This is a genomic window from Flavobacterium panici (assembly GCF_024499525.1).
In the GTDB taxonomy this organism is placed as follows: Bacteria; Bacteroidota; Bacteroidia; order Flavobacteriales; family Flavobacteriaceae; genus Flavobacterium; species Flavobacterium panici.
The window spans coordinates 1,461,688-1,486,725 of the sequence record NZ_CP100437.1 but is presented as its reverse complement, the minus strand read 5'-3'; the positions used below and the strand labels follow the sequence as shown (position 1 = coordinate 1,486,725).

Below are 25,038 nucleotides of genomic sequence, written 5' to 3'. Positions count from 1 at the left end.
CCTTATGAATAACCGCCATTATAATATTTATTTTCATACACATACCGTTAGCGGAATTGTAATTAGTGTTGTGCTTTTTGTGATCTTTTTTGCGGGATCTTTTTCTTTTTTTAGAGATGAAATCATCAATTGGGAAAGAAGCGAATCTACCGCCATTACTAAAGAAATTGAATTAGATTACAATAAAGCTTTAAAAAATCTTGACAAAGAATACGTTTTACACGGAAGAAATATAACCATATCTAAACCTTCTACAGAAAACAGGGTTGCCGTTTATATGGAAGGTACCAAAGATACTTTGGCTCCAGCCAAACAAAAAGAAGGCACTTTCTTTTATCTGGACAACAAAAAATTCAAATCCTACACTTACGAAGAATCTTATTCTTTAGGGGAATTTTTATATCGCTTGCATTTTCTGGCGCAGATTCCGTATCCGGTTGGGTATTATCTTTCAGGATTTACAGCTTTGTTTTTCTTGTTTGCCATTGTAACCGGGCTTTTATTACATTGGAAAAAAATTGTTTCTAATTTTTATGTTTTCCGTCCAAAGGAAAAATTAAAAACATTGTGGACGGATGCACATACAGCATTAGGAATGATTGGACTTCCGTTTCAGTTTGTTTATGCTGTAACCGGAGCATTTTTCATGATTAAACTTTTAATTGTCGCGCCCGCTGTAATGGCTTTATATAAAGGCGACGAGAACAAATTATATAAAGAATTAGAATACAACGATCCTGATTTTAAATTTGACAATAAAAAATTAGCTACGCCTTTTGATATCAATCAGCTTGTTTCTAAAGCAAAAAGCAATTGGTCTGATTTTGAAATTACCCGCGTTTTTATTCAAAATTATGGCGATGCCAACATGCACGTTTTAGTTGAAGGTGAATTATTAAGCGACAAAAAATTTACGGGAATTGGAAAAGTAGTGTACCGCATTGCTGACGGAAAAGAAGTTGCCCGCAAAAATCCTGTTACTCAAAATGGCTATATTGATGTTGTAAAAAATGTTTTATATAGAATTCACTTTGGTGATTACGGCGGATATGCACTAAAAATCGTAAGTTTCATTTTAGGAATTATAACATGTTTTGTCATCATTTCCGGTGTTATGATCTGGTTAGTGGCAAGACAAAAGAATAATTTACCCGAAAAGAAAAGACGTTTCAACGCTGCTGTTGTTCGCATTTATCTGGCCATTTGTTTGAGTATGTACCCTATTACAGCTTTGGCTTTTATTGGTTCAAAAATATTTTATCCTTTAAGTCAATCTAACTTGTTTAGTTTATATTTTGGCGGATGGCTCTTACTGACTGTATTCTTTATCATTAAAAAGAATGATGATTTTACGAATAAATTCTGTTTAATTTCAGGAAGTATTTTAGGGTTTTTAATTCCAATAACAAACGGAATTGTTTCCGGAGATTGGTTTTGGACTTCGTTTATGGAACACAAAATTCAGATTTTCTTTATTGATGTTTTCTGGATTGCTTTGGCTTCTATAACACTTTATACGGCGTATCACTTAAAGCCTAAAAAAGAAGTTGTTGCAGAAACAAAAGTCTAAAATTTTTCCGCCACGAATTTCACGAATTTGCACGAATTAAATTTGTGGAAATTTGTGAAATTCGTGGCTAACTTTTTTTACTTTTTGAGCAATAGCTTAAAATTAGCATAAATTATTTGCCCTCTATTGATTTTGCGTCTACTTTTACGCTTTTAATCAAAAAATGGGATTCAAAACGCAAATACGTTTTCTACATAAATGGCTCGGATTAATTTCCGGGCTTATTGTTTTTATAGTCTGTATTACGGGCTGTATATTCTGTTTTCATGACGAAATAAAAGACATTACTCGAAAAGAATGGCGTTTGGTTGAACCTCAAAACAAACCTTTTTTAATGCCTTCGGTTTTGCAGGAAAAAGCAAAAGAAATTCTTCCAAAGAATAAACAGTCAATGGTTTCCTATTATGGAAAAAATCGTTCGGCAATTGTTTTCACCTATTCTGATACCGAAAATTTATATCTCTATTTTAATCCATACACAGGAGAATATCTAAAAACTGAAAATCCCAAAACCGATTTTTTCATCATTGTCGAATATATTCATCTGTATTTGCTTCTGCCGGATTATATCGGAAAACATATTATTGGCGTTTCAACTATTATTTTTATTGTTTTATTGATTTCGGGAATTATACAATGGTGGCCAAAACGCAGAAGTGACGTTAAAAGAAGTTTTACTATAAAATGGTCCGCAAGATGGCGTCGTGTAAATTATGACTGGCATAATACTTCAGGATTTTATATCGCACTAATTGCACTTATTCTCGCCATAACCGGATTAACTTTTACCTACCAATGGGTTGGCGACGGAATTTACAAAACATTCAATTTTGGTGGAGATAAAACTGCCGAAACAAAAGCACCTGTAATCGACACAACAAAATTCGATTTTAATTCTATAACAGCTGTAGATCGTGCTTTTATACAAACCATGAAATTACAACCAAAATCCGAAATGATTTTTGTTATATATCCGCAGCAAAAAGGCGATATCATCAACACCGGAGCATATCCTCATGCTTTACGATACGATCATCAAAGTAATTATTATTTTCATCCACAAGACGGGAAATTAATTCAAAGTGATCCGTATCATTCCAAAAGTTTAGGTCTGCAGGTTGTCGAAATGAATTACGGAATCCACACCGGGCAAATTTTAGATTTACCCGGAAAAATTATTGCTTTTACAGTAAGCTTAATAGCTTCGGCTTTACCTGTAACCGGTTTTATAATTTGGTTTGGAAGAAGAAAAAAATCTAAAAAACGGGCATAAAAAAAGCTGTATCAAAAGTCGAACCAGCTCTTTTACTATAATTATTTTGTTGATATCCTATTTATCATTCCATAGAAATGTTTCGTAGGTAGAAAAAAAAGGCCAACCCCATTTGCGTTCCGTAGGAACGTTTGATAGGTCAGATTATAAAAAATGTCAAAATCAAACGTTCCTACGGAACGTAAACCATTATAACAAATTAATTTTCTACCAATGAAATGTTCCTACAGAACAAAGAAACATGTAAAATAACAAAGAGGCTGTCTCAACTTTTGAGACAGCCTCTTTGTTATAAATCGTCGAAACTTAATTAGTTTCTGTTTGCTAAAGCATTTTTCTGTAAGTTTTTAACTGAGGCTACTTTATTGTCAACATAAGCAACTTCGCTTAAGTTGTTGTTATCAGTAAAATAAATCCATTTTCCAGTTTTAACTCCGTCTGTGTATTCTCCAATGGCTTTTTTATTTCCTCTTTCATCATAAGATACCCAAACACCATCTAATTTACCATCCTTAAAGAAGCCTTCTTGCTGTACTCTGCCATTATCATAATAATAAGTAGCTTTTACTTTGTTTCCAACAGCTTCTAATTCAGGATTCACTTCTTGTGCAGCTAATATTCCAGAGAACAATAACGCTGCTAAAATTACACTCTTTTTCATATCTTTAGGTATTAATGTTAAGAAATCATTACCAAATATAATCAAATGTTTACATTAAAAAAACTTTTACTTAACAATTTGATAACATTGAATAAAAACTTAACATTGGAAATTTCCCAGAAACAAAAAAACCAATGCTGAGGCATTGGTTTTACTGGTGTTTTAGCAAAAAACTAAAACTACGATAACGTTATAAATTTAGTGCATAAATTAGTTCAATAATGAGTCTAACTGCTTTTCAAGGTCTGGAGAAGAGGGTCTTGATGCATTTGCATCGACAACATTGCCTTTCGGATCAATTAAAATAAATCTCGGAATTCCGGTTACATTATAACTTGTTACAAACTCTGATTTCCATTCATTATCAGAAAATAACTGAATACCTCCAAGTTGTTTATCCGTAACAAACTTTTGCCATTTATCATGATCTTTTGGAGTATCTATCGAAATACTTACGAACTCAATATTTTTTCCATGATATTTTTCCTCCACTTTTTGCAAATATGGAATTTCTCCTCTACAAGGTCCGCACCACGTTGCCCAAAGATCAATATAAACATATTTTCCTTTTAAGTCAGAAAGTTTGGTTTTACCTCCTTTATGGTTTTCATAATCAAAACCTGGAGAAGGTCTGTTGTTCATTTTTGCAATATCCTGAGCTTCCTTACGATATTGAGAGATTTCTGCAATTGCGTTAGCTCCATTTTCTGTTTCAATTTTTACAAATTCTGGATCTAGATTTTTATCTTTTAAACGAGCAGCATCACCGGCTTTTTTTGCATCGACCAATTTATTAAAAGCAGCATCGTCCAGAGAAGCAACACTATTGTCATAAAGTTTTTCATCAGCTAAAATACGCTGCGCTAAAATGTTGTTTTCTGCACTTCCTTTACCAGTGTAAACAATAGATTCATCAAATTGTTTGGCATCCATTTTCAGTTTGATATCGTAACCGTTTTTTAGAAACAATTCTGTCGATTCTACACCATCATATAATCGGCTTCTGCCACCATTAACGACCAGAGTATCTTTAAAAATACCATTCTTATCGACATAGATGGTTTTGATTACTCTGCCTTCATTAATAATCTTTATAATGTCAGTATTTCTGTTGGCGATATTTGCTTCAAAAGTCACATATTTTTTAGATTGTGCACTGATATTCAAAGCACTGAAAAATACTAAACCGGCAATAAGAAGTTTCTTCATAGTATTAAAGTTTGTTTTTAGTACATCAAATCTAAAGAAATTACAAGTTCAAAATTTCAGAATTAACAAAATATTTTAAATTAATAATCATCTAGTTGCACACTTTGTTATATTAATTTGAATTTTGTGTTTACTTTTGCAGTCTAAAATTGAGATTATGTATAGAAGTCATAATTGCGGCGAATTAAACGCTTCAAATATTAATACCGAAGTTACACTTGCGGGCTGGGTTCAAAAATCACGTGATAAAGGATTTATGAACTGGGTCGATTTACGCGACCGTTATGGAATTACACAGCTTATTTTCGACGAAAGTCGTACCGATAAAACCGTTTTTGAATTAGCCAAAACTCTTGGTCGTGAATTTGTAATTCAGGTAAAAGGAACTGTTATTGAGCGTGAAGCTAAAAACAAAAACATTCCGACTGGTGAAATCGAAATTTTAGTTTCTGAATTAACGATTTTAAATGCTGCATTAACGCCTCCTTTCACAATTGAAGATGAAACTGACGGTGGTGAAGATATCAGAATGAAATATCGTTATTTAGATATTCGTAGAAATCCGGTAAAAAACAGTTTATTGTTCCGTCATAAAGTAGCAATGGAAGTTCGTAAATATCTATCTGATTTAGATTTCTGCGAAGTTGAAACTCCTTACTTAATCAAATCAACTCCGGAAGGAGCAAGAGATTTCGTTGTACCAAGCCGTATGAACGAAGGACAGTTTTATGCATTGCCGCAATCTCCACAAACTTTCAAACAATTATTGATGGTTGGGGGAATGGATAAATATTTCCAAATTGTGAAATGTTTCCGTGATGAAGATTTACGTGCAGACCGTCAGCCGGAGTTTACACAAATCGACTGCGAAATGGCATTTGTGGAACAAGAAGACATTTTGAATGTTTTTGAAGGTTTGACAAGACATTTATTAAAAGAAATTAAAGGTATAGAAGTAGAAAAATTCCCAAGAATTACTTACGACTATGCTATGAAAACATACGGAAATGACAAACCGGACATTCGTTTCGGGATGAAATTTGGTGAGTTAAACGAATTTGCACAGCATAAAGAATTTCCAGTTTTCAATTCAGCTGAATTAGTTGTGGGAATTGCAGTTCCGGGAGCAGGAAATTATACTCGTAAAGAAATTGACGGATTAATTGACTGGGTAAAACGTCCGCAAGTTGGAGCGTCTGGAATGGTTTATGTAAAATGTAACGAAGACGGAACATTTAAATCATCTGTAGATAAATTCTACGATAATGATGATTTAGCAAACTGGGCAAAAGCTACAGAAGCAAATCCTGGAGACATGATTTTTGTACTTTCTGGTCCTGCTAACAAAACACGTGCGCAGCTTTCTGCACTTCGTATGGAATTAGCAACTCGTTTAGGATTGCGTAATCCTGAAGAATTTGCTCCATTATGGGTTGTTGATTTCCCATTATTGGAACTTGACGAAGAAAGCGGTCGTTACCACGCAATGCACCACCCGTTTACTTCTCCAAAACCAGAAGACATGGCCTTGTTAGAGACAGAACCGGGAAAAGTTCGTGCCAATGCTTACGATATGGTTTTAAACGGAAACGAAATTGGCGGCGGATCAATTCGTATTCACGATAAAGCGACACAGCAGTTAATGTTCAAATATTTAGGATTTACTGAAGAAGAAGCAAAAGCGCAGTTTGGTTTCTTAATGGATGCATTTCAATTTGGAGCGCCTCCTCACGGTGGTCTAGCTTTTGGTCTGGATAGATTGGTTGCCATTTTAGGCGGTCAGGAAACAATTAGAGATTTTATCGCTTTTCCTAAAAATAATTCAGGACGCGATGTTATGATCGATGCTCCATCAACAATTGATGAATCGCAATTAAAAGAATTACACATTAAAATTGATTCTATATAATTAATAGAAATTTAAATATTTAAAAACAGCTGAAAATTCAGCTGTTTTTTTATGCAATTAAGTCACAAAAAATAATGGGCTGATTTACACTTATTCAGATATTAAATTCCTACAAGTTCATCTTTTTGATATTCTTACAATTAACGATTCTCAAATTATGGTATTTCATATATAATTTGATGCAATAAACTACGTAAAAACACTGGAAATCAATAATTTTTACAAAAAATTAACAGGTAGATGTCTTTTGTATGAATTTATATATTACATTTGCTTTATTATAAATTATTATTACAATTACAATGCGTACAGGTACAGTAAAATTTTTCAATGAATCTAAAGGTTATGGATTCATTACAGACGAAGAAACAGGAAAGGACATCTTCGTTCACGCTTCAGGAATTAACGCGGAAGAATTACGCGAAGGAGACCGTGTAAGCTATGAAGAAGAAGAAGGAAGAAAAGGGAAAGTTGCTGCTAAAGTAGCAGTAATCTAAGAAAAATATAGCAATTTATTTTTTTTGCCTCTGAATGGTTTTAAAAACGTTTCGATTTATTTCGAGACGTTTTTTTTTGTCCATTTCTTAAAAAAATATTAAAAAAAGCGTGCGTTATTTATAATCAATAAAAATTACATGTAAACGCGCTTTCATGGTGTACTTATATCTCCCTTTAGTTTGTGATTTACATAGTTGAAAGTTATCTTTGTGGCTTATTCTTTAAGTAAAAAAGCTAAGCTTATGCAATCTGATCAATACAGTTACATTCCTATCTTAATGCAGTTCATTCTGGCTGTTGGTTTTGTGGTAGGAACAATCATTATTTCTGGAAAATTAGGCCCAAAAAGAACCTCTGAAGTAAAAGATAAAAACTTCGAGTGCGGTATCGAATCTGTTGGTAATGCCCGTATTCCTTTTTCTGTAAAATATTTTCTGGTAGCGATTTTGTTCGTATTGTTTGACGTAGAGGTAATTTTCCTTTATCCGTGGGCAGTAAACTTTAAAGATCTTGGTATAGAAGGAATGCTTAAAATGGTCGTTTTTATGGCTTTACTTTTGGTTGGTTTTTTCTACATCATCAAAAAAAGAGCTTTAGACTGGGAATAAATGTGATTTTAGATTTTAGATTTCTGATTTTAGATTATGTCTCGAATTAAAATTTAAAATTTAAACTCCTTTGAATTAATATACTGATTTAAAAAAATTGATTTTACTTTTTACGATTTCAACAAATCTAAAATCTAAAATCAGAAATCTTAAAATAAAATGAGCGATTCAAATGTAAATATGGTTGCGCCACCGGAAGGAGTTGTAGGAGAAGGTTTCTTCGCTACAAAACTAAATGACGTTGTTGGTTTGGCACGCGCGAATTCTCTTTGGCCTTTACCATTCGCAACATCTTGCTGCGGAATTGAGTTTATGGCAACAATGGCTTCACATTACGATTTAGCACGTTTTGGTTCTGAGCGTGTGAGTTTTTCTCCTCGTCAGGCAGATATGTTATTGGTAATGGGAACTATTTCTAAAAAAATGGCTCCAATTTTAAGACAAGTTTACGAACAAATGTCTGAGCCTCGCTGGGTAATTGCTGTTGGGGCTTGCGCTTCATCAGGAGGTATTTTTGACACTTACTCAGTTTTACAAGGAATTGATAAAGTAATCCCGGTTGACGTTTACGTTCCTGGATGCCCGCCAAGACCAGAGCAGATTGTTGACGGTGTAATGAGATTGCAAGAATTGGTAAAAAGCGAATCTGTTAGACGCAGAAGTTCACCAGAATACCAAGAATTATTAGCTTCATATAATATCTCATAAGATGGCTTTAGAAAATACCCTGATTCAAGATAAACTTACAGAAACATTTAATAACGATGTTTTTAACTTTCAGCAAGAAAGAGATATTTTTTCTTTAGAAGCTTCAGCTGATAAAATTACAGCGTTAATTTTATTCCTTAAAAACGATTCTGAACTACGTTTTCACTTTTTAACAGATTTATGCGGGGTTCATTACCCAGACAACGATTCAGAACGTCAGTTTGCAATCGTATATCATTTGCACAACTGGTACGAAAACAAACGTTTGAGAATTAAAGTTTATCTAAATGGTGAAAAACCAGAAATCAAAACTGTTTCAAATATCTTCTTAAGTTCAAACTGGATGGAAAGAGAAACATACGATTTCTACGGAATCAATTTTATTGGCCACCCGCAATTGAAACGTATTTTGAATATGGACGAAATGGTGTCTTTCCCAATGAGAAAAGAATTCCCAATGGAAGACAGCGGAAGAACTGATAAAGACGACAGATTCTTTGGAAGAACAACAACAAATTGCTAAAAAATAAATAATTCAACATTATAAAATGTCAGAACTATTATTACCACCAGAGCATCGTTATGCTAAAATAATTAAGGAGAAACTAAATGAAGACGGAAGCGAGCTTTCAGTGCTGAATTTAGGTCCTACCCACCCTGCGACTCACGGTATTTTTCAAAATATCCTATTAATGGATGGTGAAAGAATTCTGGAAGCTGAACCAACTATTGGTTACATCCACAGAGCTTTCGAAAAAATTGCCGAAAATCGTCCGTTTTACCAAATTACTCCTCTTACAGACCGTATGAACTATTGCTCCTCTCCTATTAATAATATGGGATGGTGGATGACATTAGAAAAACTATTAGGTGTTGAAGTTCCAAAAAGAGCGCAATACTTAAGAGTTATTGTAATGGAGCTGGCTCGTATTACAGACCACTTAATCTGTAACTCGATTCTTGGGGTTGATACTGGTGCGTATACTGGTTTCTTATACGTTTTTCAATTTAGAGAAAAAATCTACGAAATCTACGAAGAAATTTGTGGAGCTCGTTTGACTACAAATATGGGAAGAATTGGTGGTTTTGAAAGAGACTGGTCTCCAGAAGCTTTCAAAAAACTAGATAAATTCCTTGAAGAATTTCCAGTTGCATGGAAAGAATTCGAAAACTTATTCGAAAGAAACAGAATTTTCCTTGACAGAACTGTAAACGTAGGTGCAATCTCTGCTGAACAAGCAATGGCTTACGGATTTACAGGTCCAAACTTACGTGCTGCCGGAGTTGATTACGACGTTCGTGTGGCTCAGCCTTACTCATCTTACGAAGATTTTGATTTTATTGTTCCTGTTGGAAAATCAGGTGATACATACGATCGTTTCTGTGTTCGTAATGCTGAAGTTTGGGAAAGTTTAAGCATTATTCGTCAGGCTTTGGAAAAAATGCCGGAAGGAAACGAATACCATGCTCAGGTTCCTGATTATTATCTTCCTCCAAAAGAAGATGTATACAATTCGATGGAATCCTTAATCTATCACTTTAAAATCGTAATGGGAGAAGTTCCTGTTCCGGTTGCCGAAATTTACCACCCTGTTGAAGGAGGAAATGGAGAGATAGGTTTTTATTTAGTTACAGACGGAAGCAGAACTCCATATAGATTACATTTCAGAAGACCTTGTTTTATTTACTACCAGGCATATCCTGAAATGATTAAAGGTGCGTTACTTTCTGATGCAATTGTTATCCTTTCGAGTTTAAACGTAATTGCAGGAGAATTAGACGCGTAAAAAGATTGCAGATTTTAGAATTTAGATTGCAGATTGGAAGATCTAAAATTTAAAATCAGAAATCTAAAATTTAAAAAGAATGCCGATTATAGATCCAGATTGAAAAATCTAAAATCTAAAATCTAAAATCCAAAATAAAAAATGGAACGTAAACATTACAAACAAGAAATAAATATGACTGAGGCATTGATCGCTCGTATCAATGAATTGATTAGTCATTATCCGGAAGGCAAACAAAAATCGGCTCTACTGCCTGTTTTGCACGAAGTGCAGGATGCGCATAATAACTGGCTTAGCATTGAATTGCAGGACAAGGTTGCCGAAATTCTTCAGATAAAACCAATTGAGGTTTATGAAGTGGTTACTTTTTATACCATGTTCAACCAAAAACCAATTGGAAAATACATGTTTGAATTTTGCCAGACGTCTTGTTGTTGTTTAAGCGGTGCCGAAAATTTAATGGATTATACTTCTGAAAAATTAGGCATTAAAATGGGTGAAACAACCGCTGACGGAATGTTTACCATTGCCGGTGTAGAATGTTTAGGTGCCTGCGGATACGCTCCGATGATGCAGTTAGGTGATTTCTACAAAGAAAAATTGACAGAAGAAAAAATCGATCAGTTAATCGCTGATTGTAAAGATGATAAAATAATATTACACGATAAATAAGATGTCACAAAAAATATTATTAGATAAAATCAATATTCCTGGAATTAAAACCTACGAAGTATATCGCCAAAATGGTGGTTACGCTTCTGTAGAAAAAGCTTTAAAAACACTTACACCGGATGAAGTTACTGAAGAAGTAAAAAAGTCAGGTCTTCGTGGTCGTGGCGGTGCGGGTTTCCCTGCCGGAATGAAATGGAGCTTTATTGATAAAAAATCAGGAAAACCAAGACATTTAGTTTGTAACGCCGACGAATCAGAGCCAGGAACATTCAAAGATCGTTATTTGATGGAATTTATTCCTCACTTATTGATCGAAGGAATGATTACTTCTAGTTACGCTTTAGGCGCTAACCTTTCCTATATCTACATTCGTGGAGAGTATATGTGGGTTTACAAAATTTTAGAAAGAGCAATCGCCGAAGCTAAAGCTGCAGGTTGGTTAGGAAAAAATATATTAGGTTCAGGTTACGATTTAGAGTTACACGTTCACTGTGGAGCTGGAGCTTATATCTGCGGAGAAGAAACTGCACTTATAGAATCTTTGGAAGGTAAAAGAGGAAATCCTCGTATTAAACCACCATTCCCTGCGGTTTCAGGACTTTGGGCAAATCCAACTGTGGTAAATAACGTTGAAACTATTGCAACAGTGCCGTGGATTGTAAACAATTCTGGTGACGATTATGCTAAAATTGGAATTGGACGTTCTACTGGAACTAAATTAATTTCTGCTTCCGGACACATCAAAAATCCTGGAGTTTACGAAATTGAATTAGGTTTAAGCGTTGACGAATTCATGAATTCTGATGAATATTTAGGAGGAATGTCTTCAAGCCGTCCTTTAAAAGCATTTGTGCCGGGAGGTTCTTCTGTGCCAATTTTACCAGCTGAATTGATTTTCAAAACAGCAAACGGTGAAGATCGTTTAATGACTTACGAGTCCTTAAGTGATGGTGGTTTTGCTACCGGATCTATGTTAGGTTCCGGAGGATTTATTGTTTACAACGATACTGCTTGTGTCGTAAGAAACACTTGGAACTTTGCACGTTTTTACCACCACGAATCTTGCGGTCAATGTACGCCTTGCCGTGAAGGAACAGGATGGTTAGAAAAAATCTTATGGAGAATTGAAAACGGTCAAGGCCGTGAAGAAGATATCGAATTACTTTGGAGCATTCAGAGTAAAATTGAAGGAAACACAATTTGTCCGCTTGGTGACGCCGCTTCTTGGCCAGTAGCAGCAGCGATTCGTCACTTTAGAGATGAATTTGAATATCACGTTCGTTTCCCTGAAAAAATCAAAAATAGAGATCACTTTGTTGCTGAACCTTTTTCACAAGTAAAGCATTTAGTAGGCGGTAAAGTAATCGTATAAAAATAAAAAGCAGAAAGTTATAAAGTTCATAATATTAAAAAGGACAGCAATTCTTTAAAATATTCCGACTTTCAACAAAAAAGTTTAAAATAGTTTCAAGTTTCAAGTTTTTTTAGTTTCAGGTTAAAAACTGAAACGTGAAACCTGAAACTAAAAAAACAAAAGTAAGAGATGAAAGTAACCATAGACGGTCAAAGTATAGACGTAGAACCAGGAACAACGATCCTGCAGGCTGCACGTATGATTGGTGGAGATTTGGTGCCGCCAGCCATGTGCTATTACTCAAAATTAAAAGGCAGCGGCGGTAAATGTCGTTGTTGTTTAGTTGAAGTTTCTAAAGGTAGTGAAGCTGACCCTAGACCAATGCCGAAATTAATGGCATCTTGTGTAACAGGATGTATGGACGGAATGGAAGTAAATAGTAAATCTTCTGCCAGAGTTACCGAGGCGCGTAAATCTGTAACAGAATTTTTATTGATCAACCACCCATTAGACTGTCCTATTTGTGATCAGGCTGGTGAATGTGATCTTCAAAATTTAAGTTTTGAGCACGGAAACCCAAAATCACGTTTTATTGAAGAAAAAAGAACGTTTGAACCAGAAGATATTGGTCCAAATATTCAACTGCATATGAACCGTTGTATTTTATGCCAAAGATGTGTACAAGTTGCAGATCAATTGACAGACAACAGAGTTCACGGAGTATTAGATCGTGGTGACCACGCTAATATTTCTACCGGAATTTCTAAAGCAATCGACAATGAGTTTTCTGGAAACATGATTGACGTTTGTCCGGTTGGAGCTTTAACAGACAAAACTTTCCGTTTTAAATCAAGAGTTTGGTTTAATAAACCTTATAACGCACACAGAGAATGTACTACTCCTGGATGCTGCGGTAAAACTACAGTTTGGATGTTTGGTGGAGAAATTCAACGTGTTACTGGTCGTAAAGATGAGTATCATGAAGTAGAAGAATTCATTTGCAACAGCTGTCGTTTTGATCACAAAGATGTAAATGACTGGGTTATTGAAGGACCTAGAGAATTTGAAAAAGATTCTGTTATCAATCAAAATAACTACACTCAAAAATTAGAGAAAGTTGAAATCGATACTGAAAAGAATATTCTTTTAGGCCGCGATATCGACCGTAAAAAAATTAGTATGGCTGCAATTCCATTAACTACTAATGAAAAAAATTCTTAAGAAATGGAAAGTGTATTTATTATAGAAAAAAGTGTTGTTATTGTTGTCGTTTTTGCGGTGACAATGATTATGGCAATGTATTCTACCTGGGCAGAACGTAAAGTTGCTGCTTTTCTTCAGGATCGTGTTGGACCAAACCGTGCAGGTTGGGGAGGTTTATTACAGCCGCTTGCCGATGGTATGAAATTATTCTCTAAAGAAGAATTTTTCCCAAACACGCCAAACAGATTTTTATTCGTTGTAGGTCCGGCAATTGCCATGAGTACAGCTTTGATGACAAGTGCTGTAATTCCGTGGGGAGACAGACTTCATCTTTTTGGAAGAGATATTATTCTTCAGGCAACAGATGTAAATATTGCTTTATTATACATTTTTGGAGTTCTTTCTGTTGGAGTTTACGGCATCATGATTGGTGGATGGGCTTCTAACAATAAATTCTCATTAATGGGGGCTGTTCGTGCAGCTTCTCAAATGGTTTCTTATGAAGTTGCTATGGGATTATCAATGATTGCATTGTTGATGATGACCGGAACAATGAGTTTAAAAGAAATTTCATTACAGCAGCAAGGAATGAACTGGAATGTTTTTTATCAGCCAGTTTCATTTTTAATCTTCTTAATTTGTTCATTTGCAGAAACTAACAGAACTCCGTTTGACTTAGCAGAATGTGAAAACGAATTAATTGGAGGTTACCACACAGAATATTCGTCAATGAAAATGGGATTCTATTTATTTGCTGAATATGCAAGTATGTTTATCTCTGCTACTATTATTTCTGTATTATTCTTTGGAGGTTATAACTATCCTGGAATGCAGTGGATGGTAGAAAATGTTGGAGTAAACACCGCTAATCTTTTAGGAATTGCCGTATTATTTGTAAAAATATGTTTCTTCATATTCTTTTACATGTGGGTACGCTGGACAATTCCAAGATTTAGATACGACCAATTAATGAACTTAGGCTGGAGAATTTTGATTCCACTTTCGATTATTAATATTATGATTACGGGCGCTGTTATTTTAAGACACGATATCGCAGCCGCTTTAGGATTCTAAGAACCGTAATGCCCTAGCCCTGATAGAAGCGGCATCCTTTAATTTTTTTCTTTAGAAAAATTAAAGATACAGCGGATAGCAGGATTAGCTTCAAATAAAAATAAAATAGATTTTGAATTTGACTGAACTCAAATTGTAAATCATAAATCATAGATTAAAAAATGTCAATAGAAACTATATCATTATCGGGTAGAAAAAAAGTGGTCTCTAATAAAGAGATGACTTTTATTGAACGATTGTATCTTGTGGCGATTGTAAAAGGTTTGGCGATTACGCTTAAACACCTTTTTAGAAAAAAAATTACGATTCATTATCCGGAGCAAGTTCGTGAAATGAGCCCGGTTTATCGTGGTCAGCACATGTTGAAACGTGATGAGCAAGGTCGTGAAAATTGTACTGCCTGCGGATTATGTGCTTTATCGTGCCCTGCAGAAGCGATTACAATGAAAGCTGCTGAACGTAAACCAGACGAGAAACATTTATACAGAGAAGAAAAATATGCTTCGATTTATGAAATAAATATGCTTCGTTGTATTTTCTGTGGTTTATGTGAAGAGGCTTGTCCAAAAGATGCTATTTATTTGACAACTTCTAAGGTTTTAGTTCCTGCAAGTTATGAAAGAGAAGATTTCATCTTTGGAAAAGACAAATTAGTGATGCCTTTAGAAATGGCTATTAAAAATTCACAACTTAATAACGCTAACTAATGATACATATTCCTGATTTCGCAAACGCAACTCCTGTAGGTGTTATATTTTGTATTTTAGCGTTTATTACAGTAATAACTGCCTTTTTAACCATTTTTAGCCGAAACCCAATTCACTCTGCTATTTATTTAGTGATTTGTTTTTTCTCTATTGCTGGTCATTATTTATTATTAAACTCTCAATTTTTAGCTGTTGTACATATAATAGTCTACTCTGGAGCGATTATGATTTTGTTCCTGTTTACGATTATGTTGATGAATCTTAACGAACAAAAAGATGTGCACCGACCAAGGATTACACGTTTAGGAGCGATTGTTTCTTTCTGTTTAATTGTTATTGTTTTAATTGCAATTTTCATCAATTCTAAACCAATTGTTGGAGATTATGATTCAACCGGAGAAGATTTCCAATCTATTAAAGTATTGGGTAAAATATTGTTGAACGAATATATGGTACCTTTTGAATTTGCTTCGATTTTACTTTTGGTTGCGATGATTGGAACTGTATTATTGTCTAAAAAAGAAAAATTAAATAAATAATGGGTAATATATTAAATCAAATAGGTATTGAAAATTACATCTTTTTAAGTGTTGTACTTTTTTGTATTGGTGTTTTTGGTGTATTGTACAGACGAAATTCAATTATCGTTTTCATGTCTATCGAGATCATGCTAAATGCAGTAAACCTTTTATTTGTGGCTTTTTCAACTTACCATCAGGATGCGCAAGGACAAGTTTTTGTATTCTTTTCGATGGCGGTTGCTGCTGCTGAAGTTGCGGTAGGATTGGCGATTTTAGTTTCTATTTTCAGAAACATCGGTTCAATTAGTATCGATAATTTAAAAAATTTAAAAGGATAAAATAGAAATGGATACCAATTTAGCTTTAGTTTTAGTTTTAGCTCCTTTTTTAGGATTTTTAATCAATGTTTTCTTTGGAAAAAGCTTAGGAAAAACAGTTTCGGGAATCATCGGAACTGCTGCTGTGGCTGTTTCTTTTATAGTTACTCTTGTTCTTTTTAATCAAATAACTTCAACCGGAAAAGGAATTGAAGTTACTTTATTTGACTGGATTCAAATTAGTAATCTAAAAATCAATCTTGGATTTTTATTAGATCAATTATCTGTTCTTTGGTTATTGTTCGTAACCGGAATTGGATCTTTGATTCACTTATACTCTATCAGTTATATGCATGACGATGAGAATATGCACAAGTTTTTTGCGTATTTAAATCTGTTCGTATTCTTTATGATTACACTTGTAATTGGAAGCAACTTATTAGTTTTATTTATTGGTTGGGAAGGTGTTGGACTTTGCTCTTATTTATTGATCGGATTCTGGCATAAAAACCAGGATTATAACAATGCTGCAAAAAAGGCTTTCATCATGAACAGAATTGGAGATTTAGGTCTTTTAATTGGTATGTTCATTATTGGTTCAATGTTCTCAACATTAGATTATGCAACTTTAAAAACAGCAATCGCAGGAGCGACAAATTTAAATTTACCATTACTTTCGTTAGCAGCTTTATGCTTGTTTATTGGAGCTTGTGGTAAATCTGCTCAAATTCCATTGTACACTTGGTTACCAGATGCGATGGCAGGACCAACTCCAGTTTCTGCATTAATTCACGCTGCTACGATGGTAACAGCTGGTATTTTTATGGTAACGAGATTGAATTTTGTTTTTGATTTAGCACCAGATGTGCAGACTGTAATTGCCATTGTTGGAGCGATAACTTCATTAGTTGCGGCTACAATTGGTTTAGTACAAACTGACATTAAAAAAGTATTAGCTTATTCTACAGTTTCTCAATTAGGATTAATGTTCTTGGCATTAGGATTTGGGGCTTATGAAGTAGCTGTTTTCCACGTAATCACACACGCTTTCTTTAAAGCTTGTTTATTCTTAGGATCTGGTTCTGTAATTCACGGTTTACACGGTGAGCAGGATATGCGTAAAATGGGTGGTTTGCGTAAAGCAATGCCAATCACTTTCTGGACAATGTTGGTTTCTTCATTGGCTATTTCTGGAGTTCCGTTTTTCTCAGGTTTCTTCTCAAAAGATGAAATTTTATTGACTGCTTTCCACCACAGTATTCCATTATATGTTGTTGGATCTATTGCTTCAATCATGACAGCTTTCTATATGTTCAGATTGATGTTCTTAACTTTCTTTAAAGATTTTAGAGGAACTGAAGAACAAAAACATCATTTACATGAAAGTGACGGTTTAATTACGTTCCCTTTAATGATTTTAGCTCTTTTAGCAACTTTTGGAGGATTAATCAGTTTACCTGGAAACAGCTGGTTAAATGAATATTTAGCGCCTCTTTTCACAAAAGTGGCTGGCGAAGAACATCATTTGGGCGCAACAGAATATACTTTAATGGGAGTTGCTGTTTTAGGCGGATTGTTAGGAATTTTAATTGCTTATATCAAATACTTCAAACAAGACAATGTTCCTGAAGCTGACGAAAATATTACAGGCTTAACAAAAGTGTTGTATAACAAATATTATGTGGATGAAATTTACGATGCGATTTTTGTTCGTACTGTAAATTCATTATCAAGATTTTTTAGAGACTATATTGAAACGGGATTATCAGCTGTTGTTTTTGGATTAGGAAAAGCAGCAAACGAATTAGCGTTTCAGGGTAAAAAACTGCAGACAGGAAGTATTGGATTATATCTTTTTGCTTTCGTTTTAGGTCTTTGCGCGATTGTTTCTTATATATTTTTAGCTCAATAATTTTATAACTATGAACGTTTCTCTTATATTAATTATTCTTTTAGTTGGTGCATTTATCACCTATTTTGCTGGTGACAAACTCGCTTCAAAAGTAGCTTTGTTCTTTAGTTTGGCAGCTTTAGGCTGTTCGGTTGTATTGTTAAACCATTTTAATGCTGGAGAAAATATCAGCCTTATTAATGCGTGGATCAATCAGCCTAAAATTTCATTTGCGCTAAATGCTGACGGATTAGGTCTTGCCATGCTTTTATTGACAACGGCTTTAACTCCAATTATTATATTCTCTTCTTTCGGGAATGAATATAAAAACTCAAAAGCTTTTTATGCTCTGATTTTATTTATGGCATTTGCAATGACAGGAACTTTCCTTGCTGCAGATGGTCTTTTATATTATATTTTCTGGGAGTTAGCTCTTATTCCTATTTACTTTATTGCTCTTATTTGGGGTAACGGTGATGCTGAAGAACGCAGAAAAGCAGTGGTTAAATTCTTTATTTACACACTTGCAGGTTCGTTGTTTATGTTGACTGCTTTTATCTATTTATACCAAAAAGCAGGTTCTTTCTTAATTGAAGATTTATATAAAGTACAATTATCTGCTTGCGAACAGCTTTGGATTTTCCTTGCTTTCTTCTTAGCTTATGCGATCAAAATTCCTATTATTCCTTTCCATACATGGCAGGCAAATGTGTACCAAAAAGCACCAACTGTCGGAACAATGCTTTTATCTGGTATCATGTTAAAAATGGGATTATACAGTGTTATACGCTGGCAGTTGCCAATTGCGCCTCTTGCCGCAAAAGAATACATGAATATTTTTATTGCTTTAGGAATTGCAGGTGTTATCTATGGTTCAATCGTTGCTTTAAGACAAAAAGATTTAAAGAAATTATTAGCTTATTCTTCTCTTGCTCACGTTGGTTTAATTGCTGCAGGATCTTACACTTTAACTCTTGATGGATTCCGCGGAGCAGTTTTACAAATGATTGCTCACGGTTTTGTGGTTGTTGGATTATTCTACGCTGCAGAAATTATCTACAGAAGATTTGAAACTAGAAATATTAGCGAATTAGGCGGAATCCGTACACAATCTCCAAAATTCACTTCAATGTTTTTAATTTTGGTTTTGGCTTCTGTTGCTTTACCAACTACATTTAACTTTGTTGGAGAGTTTACAGTATTATACAGCCTTTCTCAAATAAACATTTGGTTTGCTGTTTTAGGCGGAACAACGATTATTTTAGGAGCTTACTATATGTTGAAAATGTTCCAGAATGTAATGTTGGGCGAAACAAATTCAAAAACTTTTGCAGATGTTTCTGTTAACGAAGGAATTTCTTTAGTTGCGATTATTGCTGTTTTAATATTCTTTGGATTTTATCCAAAACCAATTACAGATTTGATCACTCCAAGTTTAGAAACGATTTTAAACGTTATCAATAAGAATTAATATTTTAAATAAAATAAATTAGGGCGTTTTAGATTTCCTAAATCAAAAAAACAAAAATGAATACATTAATAGCTATAACAGGATTGGGTATTTTCTGCCTATTGTTTGAAATTCTAAATTTTAGAAAAGGCATCGTTCCGTTTACCATTTTAGGTTTATTGGGAGTTTTGGCACTAAACTTTTACGAATTTGGAACAACAGCAAGTTATTACAATAACATGATTACAGTGAGTAAATTCTCGACTGCTTTTTCATCATTGTTTATAATTTTGACTATTTTCCTTGTAGCATTAAGCCATAATTTTTACGAAAATCATCAGACAAAAATCTCTGATTATATCGCTATAAAAGTGTTTTTATTGGCCGGAGGAGTTGCTATGGTTTCTTTTGGAAACTTATCGATGTTTTTCCTTGGAATCGAAATTTTATCTATCGCATTATATGTTCTTGCAGCGAGCGATCGTTTGAACATTAAAAGTAATGAAGCAGGTATGAAATATTTCTTAATGGGATCTTTCGCATCTGGAATTATCTTATTCGGAATTTGTTTGATTTACGGAGCTATGGGAACTTTTGATATTGCAGAAATTCACGAAAGTTCTTTATCTGCTGAGTTACCAATCTGGTTTCCTATCGGAATGATTTTAATGACAATTGGAATGTTCTTTAAAATTGCAGCTGTACCTTTTCACTTTTGGGCACCAGACGTTTACGAAGGTTCTCCAGCTTTAACAACTGCTTTAATGAGTACGTTAGCAAAAGTAATAGCGATTGCAACATTATTTAAATTAGTTTCAGGATTGAATTTAATTCCTTCTTTGGAAAATCAGGATCTTTTAGGAACATTTGAAAATATTATTCTTGTAATTTCAATTGCCTCTATGACCGTTGGAAATATCATGGCGTTGCGTCAGGTAAATGTAAAACGTATGCTGGCATTCTCTGGAATCTCACATGCTGGTTTTATGTTAATTACATTCTTAACTATTGCAACTTCTGCAGGAGTTTTATTGTATTATACAGCTGCTTATGCTTTAGCCGGTATTGCTGCATTCAGTGTTATTTTATATGTATGTAAAAATCAGGATAACGAAGACATCACAAACTTTCACGGTTTAGGAAAAACAAATCCGCTATTAGCTGCAATCCTGACAGGTTCATTATTGTCTATGGCCGGTATTCCGATTTTCTCAGGATTCTTTGCAAAATTATTTTTGTTTGATCAGGCACTTCATGCTGGTTATGTTGCCATCGTAATTGTTGCGGTAATTAACTCAATTATAAGTGTTGGTTATTATTTCAAATTAATTTTGGCAATGTATTCTAAAGAACCAAACGAGGAGCGTACAGGAAAACCATTCCTTATTTATGCTGTTGCTATTATTTCTATTGGTTTAAATATTGCTTTAGGTTTATTTCCTTCATTAGTTCTAGATTTATTGAATTAAAAATTCAGATTAAAAAATATATAAATCCATCAAGAGTTTCTTTTGGTGGATTTTTTGTTTTACAGCAGTTTTCAAAAGAAAATTTCATGTTAAAAATTTAAAGTTAAATTACAGACTTCAAAAAAACTCCATATATTTGGGTTCACTAAAAGCATAAAAACTATGGCCTTCAATTCAAAAAATCCTTTTTTAAGTAACAAGCGTTTTTCATCAAATGCTGTTTCAAGAGCTGAAGAAGTACACGAAGCAAAGATTATTGATTACAATCAGGAAATGACTTTGTCTGGTACGATTAATAAATCAGCTATTTTATTTTTAATATTATGCGGCGCTGCTATGGTAACGTGGTGGATGGCTTTTAACGGAATGAATATCATGCTGCCTGCCATTGGCGGTGCAATTGTTGGATTTATTCTTGTTTTAATTTCTGCATTTAAACCACAATTATCACCGTATCTTGCTCCAGGTTATGCCTTATTTGAAGGATTATTCATTGGAGGAATCTCGGCTATTTTTGAAGCTATGTATCCGGGAATCGTAATAAACGCAGTTGGAGCTACATTAGTTACCTTCTTAGTTTGTTTAGGTTTATACAAATTTAAAATCGTAAAAGTTACGGAACAATTTAAATCAGTTGTAATTGCTGCTACTCTTGCTATTGCAACTTATTATCTAATTTCATGGATTGCTTCTTTAATTTTTAATTTTACTCCGGTTCATTACGGAAATGGAATGATGAGTATTGGAATTAGCGTTTTTGTAATTATAATTGCTGCTTTAAACCTATTCTTAGATTTTGACCTAATTGAAAAAGGTGTTCAGGAAAGAATGCCAAAATTCATGGAATGGTATGGTGCAATGGGATTAATGATCACATTAGTTTGGTTGTATATCGAATTTTTAAGATTATTATCTAAATTGTCAAGTAAGAATTAAAATTTTCTTTACACATAAAAAAAGCCTTTTTGAAATTCAAAAAGGCTTTTTTTATGCTTCATATTCTAATAATTAGTTTACATCTTCAAAATACAAACCTACTAAAAAGATTCTTTTTCCTACAAAAAATACATTTTAACAAAAACAGGTTTAAAAGTTATAAAAATATAAATTCTAAAAACATATCCCTTTTTACCTCTTTAAAACGTCAATAAAATTAGGCTTTCGCTAGAAATATTTTAACATGTAATAAATTACAATTAATGCAATAAATTACATTTTAACTAAAATATTAATGATTAATTTTTCATATATGTTTTTTTAAGACAAAATAAATAAGAATATCAAAATTTTGTATAATTTCGTGTAATCGATTACAATTTTACTTGTAGTCGAGAATCACGAAAACCACAAAAAACTTTTATTAATGTCTAACTTAAACAATTATGAAAAAAAACCTACTTTTTTTAGCTATGTTTTTTATTGCTGCCCAAACTTGGTCACAGCAAATTAATGAAGCCACCGGATGGCTTGAATCCGTTTTTGTAAAATGGCAGCCTGTAAGCAACGCCCAAACGTATAATGTATATTATACAGGCGAAGGAATTGTTGACAGAAAAATTGACAACCAGCTTATTAGAAGCTATGGAAGTTATTTTCGTGCCGATATTCCGGGTTTAAAAGCCGGATCTTATACTGTAAAAATCAAACCAGTTATTTCTGGTGTTGAAGGAACTGGTACTGCAACAAGTTCATTAACAGTTAAAGCACACGATCGATCTGGATTTGCTTTTGCTAATTCCCGAGTTCCGGGTGCCTATAATGCAGACGGAACTCCAAAAAGTAATGCAGTAATTATCTACATAACAGAGCAGACTAAAAATACCGTTTCTCTTGATGTAACTGGTGCGACAACAAATCCTTGCGTTGGATTACAAACCATTCTTGACGGTTACAAAAAAGGTAAAGAATTAAGACCTTTAATTGTTCGTATGGTTGGACAGATTACCGACTTATCGTATATGATGAGCGGTGATATTGTCATTGAAAACAGTAAAAATGCTTCGGCTCATCTTACTCTGGAAGGAATAGGAAATGATGCTGTTGCTGATGGCTGGGGAATAAGAGTAAAAAATGCATCAAACATTGAAATTCGAAATATTGGAACAATGAACTGTGACAGCGGCGAAGGCGACAATATTGGCTTGCAGCAAGATAATGATTACGTTTGGGTTCATAACTGTGATTTCTTTTATGGAAATGCCGGAAGCGATGCAGACCAAGTTAAAGGTGACGGAGCTTTAGACTGTAAAAAATCTACTTATATTACCTTTTCATACAATCACTTTTGGGATTCAGGAAAAAGTAATCTTTTAGGTTTAAGTGAAGGAACTACAGCTGGTTTATATATTACCTATCACCACAACTGGTACGATCATTCTGATTCTCGTCATCCTCGTGTGCGTTATTATTCTGCTCACGTTTATAATAACTACTATGATGGAAATTCAAAATATGGTGTTGGATCAACTTTAGGCTCTTCTGTTTTTGTAGAAGCTAATTATTTTAGAAATTGTAAATACCCAATGTTGACTTCCATGCAGGGAACTGATGTTTACAATGGTGCCGAGGGAACTTTTTCAAGCGAAGACGGCGGAACCATTAAAGCTTTTAACAATACAATGAGCGGACAAACTCGTTTTGTAGGGTACAATTCTTCAACCTATCCAGTTGAATTTGATGCTTATGTAGCATCGACCAGAAACGAAACTATCAGTAGCAGTATTACATCAAAAAAAGGCGCTAAAACGTATAATAATTTTGATACGAATTCAAGCGTAATGTATTCTTATACACCTGACAGCCCGGAAACTGCAAGAACAAATGTTATGCAATATGCAGGGCGTGTATCTGGTGGTGATTTACAATGGACATTTAACAATGCCGTTGACGATACTGCCGATGCGGTAAATACAGGGTTGAAATCGGCTTTGACAAATTATCAAACGAATTTAGTTTATGTTCAGGACGGAACAAATCCTCCGGCTGGAAATCAAACTTTAACTTCAACTTCTAATAACAATCAAACCGTTACTAGCGGAACTTCAATTGCAACAATTGTGTTTACTTGGGGAGGTGATGCAACAGATGCTTCCGTTACTGGTTTACCAGCTTCTGGATTGACTTTTGTAAAAAATACTTCGGCTAAAACAATAACAATTTCTGGAACTCCAACTGCAACTGTAAATTATTCAATTGCTACAACAGGAACTGCAGGAACTCCTGCAACTGGTTCTGGAACTATTACTGTAAATGCGGCAGGAACTCAAACCTTAACATCAACAAATAATAATAGTCAAACGGTAACCAGCGGAACTGCTATTAACTCGATCGTATTTACCTGGGGAGGAACCGCAACTGATGCTACTGTAAACGGTTTGCCGGCATCTGGATTAACTTTTGTAAAAAATACATCGGCTAAAACAATAACTATTTCGGGAACTCCAACTGCAACAGTTTCATATTCAATTACAACTACAGGAACAGGAACTGCAGCAACGGGATCTGGAACAATAACGGTAAATACAGGTACGTCTGGAAGCGAAATTCACAATTTTACAACTTCTGGAAAAACAAGCACATTTTATGCAATTACAGGAAATCTTTCGACTACTAAAGGTACGGTTACGTATAATGGTTTGACTTTGACGCAATGTCTAAAAATTGAATCTTCTACCAATATTTCATTTACAACAAGTCAGGCGAGTACTTTAACGCTTGTTTTTGTGGAAGCTTCGGCAACAATAAAAGTTGACAATGTGGATAAAGTAGCTTCTAACGGAATTGTAACAGTTTCATTGGCCGCAGGAAGTCATACAATTACTAAAAAAGATACGTCAAACTTATTTTATATGAATACGGTTTACAGCGGTGGAATGCTTCGTATGGCAAAAATAGAAACTCCAGCTGATATAGAAACTGAGAAAATATTTGTGTATCCGAATCCGGCTTCAAACATTTTATACTTATCAGATCCAAGTCAAAAAATAGAAAAAGTTTTGATTTATAACATCTCAGGCGTACTAGTAAAAACTGTTCAAAAAGGAACTGAAACTATTGATATCAGTCAGCTTTCAACAGGAACTTATTTAGCAAAAATTTATACTGCCGAAGATTCATTTAATCAAACTATTATTAAAAAATAAAACCTTGCAATAATT

Annotated in this window: 22 protein-coding genes; 20 read left to right on the top strand and 2 right to left on the bottom strand. The window is 34.1% G+C overall.

What is annotated here, in order from left to right; all coding sequences use genetic code 11:
• Nucleotides 1-4: 4 nt before the first annotated feature.
• Both NLJ00_RS06640 and NLJ00_RS06635 read left to right on the top strand, forming a co-directional pair.
• Nucleotides 5-1,570: a PepSY-associated TM helix domain-containing protein gene (locus tag NLJ00_RS06640; RefSeq protein ID WP_256636653.1), complete on the top strand. Its 1,566-nt coding sequence runs from the start codon at nt 5-7 to the stop codon at nt 1,568-1,570.
• Between the two features lie 163 nt (nt 1,571-1,733).
• The gene (locus NLJ00_RS06635) at nt 1,734-2,843 is read left to right on the top strand and encodes a PepSY-associated TM helix domain-containing protein (RefSeq protein WP_256636652.1); all 1,110 of its coding nucleotides are present in this window, start codon (nt 1,734-1,736) and stop codon (nt 2,841-2,843) included.
• 310 nt (nt 2,844-3,153) lie between these two features.
• On the opposite strand, the gene NLJ00_RS06630 is transcribed toward NLJ00_RS06635, so the two are convergent.
• Both NLJ00_RS06630 and NLJ00_RS06625 read right to left on the bottom strand, forming a co-directional pair.
• The gene (locus NLJ00_RS06630) at nt 3,154-3,504 is read right to left on the bottom strand and encodes a toxin-antitoxin system YwqK family antitoxin (RefSeq protein ID WP_256636651.1); all 351 of its coding nucleotides are present in this window, start codon (nt 3,502-3,504) and stop codon (nt 3,154-3,156) included.
• A 210-nt stretch (nt 3,505-3,714) separates the two neighbouring features.
• The gene (locus NLJ00_RS06625; RefSeq protein WP_256636650.1) at nt 3,715-4,713 is read right to left on the bottom strand and encodes a TlpA family protein disulfide reductase; all 999 of its coding nucleotides are present in this window, start codon (nt 4,711-4,713) and stop codon (nt 3,715-3,717) included.
• 157 nt (nt 4,714-4,870) lie between these two features.
• Between NLJ00_RS06625 and aspS the strand changes: the two genes are divergently transcribed.
• From aspS to NLJ00_RS06535, 18 genes are all read left to right on the top strand, one after another.
• Nucleotides 4,871-6,622 (top strand): aspartate--tRNA ligase, encoded by a 1,752-nt coding sequence (gene aspS / locus NLJ00_RS06620; RefSeq protein WP_180857153.1) that lies wholly within the window; start codon nt 4,871-4,873, stop codon nt 6,620-6,622.
• A gap of 302 nt (nt 6,623-6,924) precedes the next feature.
• On the top strand, nt 6,925-7,119 hold the full coding sequence (locus tag NLJ00_RS06615) for a cold-shock protein (protein ID WP_007137066.1): 195 nt from the start codon (nt 6,925-6,927) through the stop codon (nt 7,117-7,119).
• 243 nt (nt 7,120-7,362) lie between these two features.
• Complete coding sequence (locus tag NLJ00_RS06610; RefSeq protein WP_053471573.1) at nt 7,363-7,728, top strand: NADH-quinone oxidoreductase subunit A; 366 nt, start codon at nt 7,363-7,365, stop codon at nt 7,726-7,728.
• 159 nt (nt 7,729-7,887) lie between these two features.
• Nucleotides 7,888-8,436 carry an NADH-quinone oxidoreductase subunit B gene (locus tag NLJ00_RS06605; protein ID WP_053471545.1) on the top strand — a complete coding sequence of 183 codons (549 nt, stop codon included), beginning with the start codon at nt 7,888-7,890 and terminating at the stop codon, nt 8,434-8,436.
• 1 nt (nt 8,437) lies between these two features.
• Nucleotides 8,438-8,959, top strand: a complete 522-nt coding sequence (locus NLJ00_RS06600) for an NADH-quinone oxidoreductase subunit C (protein WP_053471546.1) — start codon at nt 8,438-8,440, stop codon at nt 8,957-8,959.
• A gap of 25 nt (nt 8,960-8,984) precedes the next feature.
• Nucleotides 8,985-10,223, top strand: coding sequence for an NADH-quinone oxidoreductase subunit D (locus NLJ00_RS06595; protein WP_053471547.1), 1,239 nt, complete (start codon nt 8,985-8,987; stop codon nt 10,221-10,223).
• Between the two features lie 141 nt (nt 10,224-10,364).
• Nucleotides 10,365-10,895 (top strand): complex I 24 kDa subunit family protein, encoded by a 531-nt coding sequence (locus tag NLJ00_RS06590; protein ID WP_035646225.1) that lies wholly within the window; start codon nt 10,365-10,367, stop codon nt 10,893-10,895.
• 1 nt (nt 10,896) lies between these two features.
• Complete coding sequence (gene nuoF / locus NLJ00_RS06585) at nt 10,897-12,267, top strand: NADH-quinone oxidoreductase subunit NuoF (protein ID WP_056206816.1); 1,371 nt, start codon at nt 10,897-10,899, stop codon at nt 12,265-12,267.
• Between the two features lie 171 nt (nt 12,268-12,438).
• Nucleotides 12,439-13,470 (top strand): 2Fe-2S iron-sulfur cluster-binding protein, encoded by a 1,032-nt coding sequence (locus NLJ00_RS06580; RefSeq protein WP_053471549.1) that lies wholly within the window; start codon nt 12,439-12,441, stop codon nt 13,468-13,470.
• Between the two features lie 3 nt (nt 13,471-13,473).
• The gene (gene nuoH, locus NLJ00_RS06575; protein ID WP_256636649.1) at nt 13,474-14,526 is read left to right on the top strand and encodes an NADH-quinone oxidoreductase subunit NuoH; all 1,053 of its coding nucleotides are present in this window, start codon (nt 13,474-13,476) and stop codon (nt 14,524-14,526) included.
• 161 nt (nt 14,527-14,687) lie between these two features.
• The gene (locus tag NLJ00_RS06570) at nt 14,688-15,233 is read left to right on the top strand and encodes a NuoI/complex I 23 kDa subunit family protein (RefSeq protein WP_053471551.1); all 546 of its coding nucleotides are present in this window, start codon (nt 14,688-14,690) and stop codon (nt 15,231-15,233) included.
• Nucleotides 15,233-15,772, top strand: coding sequence for an NADH-quinone oxidoreductase subunit J family protein (locus NLJ00_RS06565; RefSeq protein ID WP_053471552.1), 540 nt, complete (start codon nt 15,233-15,235; stop codon nt 15,770-15,772). Before NLJ00_RS06570 ends, NLJ00_RS06565 begins: the two co-directional genes overlap by 1 nt.
• Nucleotides 15,772-16,092: an NADH-quinone oxidoreductase subunit NuoK gene (nuoK, locus tag NLJ00_RS06560; RefSeq protein ID WP_012023318.1), complete on the top strand. Its 321-nt coding sequence runs from the start codon at nt 15,772-15,774 to the stop codon at nt 16,090-16,092. The genes NLJ00_RS06565 and nuoK overlap by 1 nt, the downstream gene beginning before the upstream one ends.
• Before the next feature lie 7 nt (nt 16,093-16,099).
• A complete protein-coding gene (gene nuoL / locus NLJ00_RS06555) occupies nt 16,100-17,983 on the top strand; it encodes an NADH-quinone oxidoreductase subunit L (protein ID WP_256636648.1) in 1,884 nt (627 codons plus the stop codon).
• 10 nt (nt 17,984-17,993) lie between these two features.
• On the top strand, nt 17,994-19,433 hold the full coding sequence (locus tag NLJ00_RS06550; RefSeq protein WP_180857151.1) for a complex I subunit 4 family protein: 1,440 nt from the start codon (nt 17,994-17,996) through the stop codon (nt 19,431-19,433).
• 56 nt (nt 19,434-19,489) lie between these two features.
• Nucleotides 19,490-20,881, top strand: a complete 1,392-nt coding sequence (locus NLJ00_RS06545) for an NADH-quinone oxidoreductase subunit N (RefSeq protein ID WP_256636647.1) — start codon at nt 19,490-19,492, stop codon at nt 20,879-20,881.
• Between the two features lie 162 nt (nt 20,882-21,043).
• The gene (locus NLJ00_RS06540; RefSeq protein ID WP_256636646.1) at nt 21,044-21,817 is read left to right on the top strand and encodes a Bax inhibitor-1/YccA family protein; all 774 of its coding nucleotides are present in this window, start codon (nt 21,044-21,046) and stop codon (nt 21,815-21,817) included.
• A 446-nt stretch (nt 21,818-22,263) separates the two neighbouring features.
• Nucleotides 22,264-25,023: a pectate lyase family protein gene (locus NLJ00_RS06535; RefSeq protein WP_256636645.1), complete on the top strand. Its 2,760-nt coding sequence runs from the start codon at nt 22,264-22,266 to the stop codon at nt 25,021-25,023.
• Nucleotides 25,024-25,038: the final 15 nt, after the last annotated feature.

What these genes read in the sequence shown, in the direction of transcription:
- NLJ00_RS06640 (WP_256636653.1), top strand. Translation starts at nt 5, where the DNA reads ATGAATAACCGCCATTATAATATTTATTTTCATACACATACCGTTAGC.
- NLJ00_RS06635 (WP_256636652.1), top strand. Translation starts at nt 1,734, where the DNA reads ATGGGATTCAAAACGCAAATACGTTTTCTACATAAATGGCTCGGATTA.
- NLJ00_RS06630 (WP_256636651.1), bottom strand. Translation starts at nt 3,504, where the DNA reads ATGAAAAAGAGTGTAATTTTAGCAGCGTTATTGTTCTCTGGAATATTA.
- NLJ00_RS06625 (WP_256636650.1), bottom strand. Translation starts at nt 4,713, where the DNA reads ATGAAGAAACTTCTTATTGCCGGTTTAGTATTTTTCAGTGCTTTGAAT.
- aspS (WP_180857153.1), top strand. Translation starts at nt 4,871, where the DNA reads ATGTATAGAAGTCATAATTGCGGCGAATTAAACGCTTCAAATATTAAT.
- NLJ00_RS06615 (WP_007137066.1), top strand. Translation starts at nt 6,925, where the DNA reads ATGCGTACAGGTACAGTAAAATTTTTCAATGAATCTAAAGGTTATGGA.
- NLJ00_RS06610 (WP_053471573.1), top strand. Translation starts at nt 7,363, where the DNA reads ATGCAATCTGATCAATACAGTTACATTCCTATCTTAATGCAGTTCATT.
- NLJ00_RS06605 (WP_053471545.1), top strand. Translation starts at nt 7,888, where the DNA reads ATGAGCGATTCAAATGTAAATATGGTTGCGCCACCGGAAGGAGTTGTA.
- NLJ00_RS06600 (WP_053471546.1), top strand. Translation starts at nt 8,438, where the DNA reads ATGGCTTTAGAAAATACCCTGATTCAAGATAAACTTACAGAAACATTT.
- NLJ00_RS06595 (WP_053471547.1), top strand. Translation starts at nt 8,985, where the DNA reads ATGTCAGAACTATTATTACCACCAGAGCATCGTTATGCTAAAATAATT.
- NLJ00_RS06590 (WP_035646225.1), top strand. Translation starts at nt 10,365, where the DNA reads ATGGAACGTAAACATTACAAACAAGAAATAAATATGACTGAGGCATTG.
- nuoF (WP_056206816.1), top strand. Translation starts at nt 10,897, where the DNA reads ATGTCACAAAAAATATTATTAGATAAAATCAATATTCCTGGAATTAAA.
- NLJ00_RS06580 (WP_053471549.1), top strand. Translation starts at nt 12,439, where the DNA reads ATGAAAGTAACCATAGACGGTCAAAGTATAGACGTAGAACCAGGAACA.
- nuoH (WP_256636649.1), top strand. Translation starts at nt 13,474, where the DNA reads ATGGAAAGTGTATTTATTATAGAAAAAAGTGTTGTTATTGTTGTCGTT.
- NLJ00_RS06570 (WP_053471551.1), top strand. Translation starts at nt 14,688, where the DNA reads ATGTCAATAGAAACTATATCATTATCGGGTAGAAAAAAAGTGGTCTCT.
- NLJ00_RS06565 (WP_053471552.1), top strand. Translation starts at nt 15,233, where the DNA reads ATGATACATATTCCTGATTTCGCAAACGCAACTCCTGTAGGTGTTATA.
- nuoK (WP_012023318.1), top strand. Translation starts at nt 15,772, where the DNA reads ATGGGTAATATATTAAATCAAATAGGTATTGAAAATTACATCTTTTTA.
- nuoL (WP_256636648.1), top strand. Translation starts at nt 16,100, where the DNA reads ATGGATACCAATTTAGCTTTAGTTTTAGTTTTAGCTCCTTTTTTAGGA.
- NLJ00_RS06550 (WP_180857151.1), top strand. Translation starts at nt 17,994, where the DNA reads ATGAACGTTTCTCTTATATTAATTATTCTTTTAGTTGGTGCATTTATC.
- NLJ00_RS06545 (WP_256636647.1), top strand. Translation starts at nt 19,490, where the DNA reads ATGAATACATTAATAGCTATAACAGGATTGGGTATTTTCTGCCTATTG.
- NLJ00_RS06540 (WP_256636646.1), top strand. Translation starts at nt 21,044, where the DNA reads ATGGCCTTCAATTCAAAAAATCCTTTTTTAAGTAACAAGCGTTTTTCA.
- NLJ00_RS06535 (WP_256636645.1), top strand. Translation starts at nt 22,264, where the DNA reads ATGAAAAAAAACCTACTTTTTTTAGCTATGTTTTTTATTGCTGCCCAA.